The sequence below is a fragment of the Caballeronia sp. M23-90 genome (assembly GCF_053574605.1).
Map to the genome: position 1 here is coordinate 1 of NZ_JBSIPA010000862.1, position 1,129 is coordinate 1,129.

Annotated in this window: 2 protein-coding genes; one reads left to right on the forward strand and one right to left on the reverse strand. The window is 62.4% G+C overall.

The window, feature by feature from the left end; genetic code table 11:
* A partial coding sequence (locus tag ACRXB1_RS36530; RefSeq protein ID WP_449494839.1) for an MFS transporter occupies positions 1-335 on the reverse strand: 335 nt, incomplete at its 3' end.
* Positions 336-528: 193 nt separating this feature from the next.
* On the opposite strand from ACRXB1_RS36530, the gene ACRXB1_RS36535 reads away from it, so the two are divergent.
* The gene (locus ACRXB1_RS36535) at positions 529-969 is read left to right on the forward strand and encodes a hypothetical protein (protein ID WP_174362973.1); all 441 of its coding nucleotides are present in this window, start codon (positions 529-531) and stop codon (positions 967-969) included.
* The last annotated feature ends 160 nt before the right edge of the window (positions 970-1,129 follow it).

Sequence of the window (1,129 nt, forward strand, 5' to 3'; positions counted from 1 at the left end):
TCGATGCCGAAGAACGCGCCGTGGCAGAACGCCGTCGCCACGCGCGCGGCCATCAGCACCCAGTATCCCGGCGCAACGGCGCACAGCATGTTGCCGATAATGAACACGCCCATCAGGACCATCAGCGCTTTTTTGCGCGGCATCTTCGCGGTGACGATGGCGAGGATCGGCGCCCCGATGGTCACGCCCAGCGCATAGCCGGACACGAGCATGCCCGCTGCGGGTATCGATACACCGAGATCGCGCGCGACGTTGGGCAACAAGCCCATGATGACAAATTCAGTCGTGCCGATGCCGAACGCGGCGATAGCAAGGGCGAGAAGGGGCAGAGGCATGGAGTGCGCGGAGGTCGGGCGGCGGAAGGGTACAAATTGTACCGAACGTTTCCCGGTTGATCGGTGGAAACCCTGAGATTTCGCGCGTTGATTCGACGAGCTGGACTATTTAGCTTTTCCCGGGCGTGCGGGAGTTGCTTTTCGCTATCGACGGGTCTAGGTTGCGGGGTGTCGTTTTCAACAAGGACGTGCGATGCCCGTACTGCGGATCTTTTTTTCGTTGCTGCTTGCCATGCTCTTGACGCCCGGCGCGTTCGCGCAAGACGCGGATTCAGGCGCCGGACCCATCCGCACCGTAGCCGGAAGCGTGACCTTCGTTCAACAGGGAAATGGCATCGACGCGCAGCTCGACGGCACGACGTTCGACCGTTTGAGCGCGCGCCGTATCGTGCATCATGTCGAGCCGTCGGGTGCGCGAATGATCGTCGAGGCTTCCGATGGCGGTGCGCCCGAACTCCTTCTCTACGACTTCACGAAACGCCCGCCGGCAGTCGAGCGCATCGGACGGCGCATGAAGCTGACCGGCGTGTTCTGGCAGCGCGATGAAGTCGTGCTCAAGAGCGCCGAAGGCTGGTACAGGTTCCAGCGCGGGACGCTGACGAAGCTGACGTCATCGAAGACGGTTTATCACTGAGCTTGAGGAGCTTGAGACTGGGGACGTACCGCCATCACGCGTTCGCCCGCGACCACGAAGATGCGTTCGTTGCGGGCGTTTTCATTGACCTCGTAACCGCCCGTGAACGCGCCGAACGCGGGCAGGACGCCGGCATCGGCGGCAAAGCGAAAGCACGGCA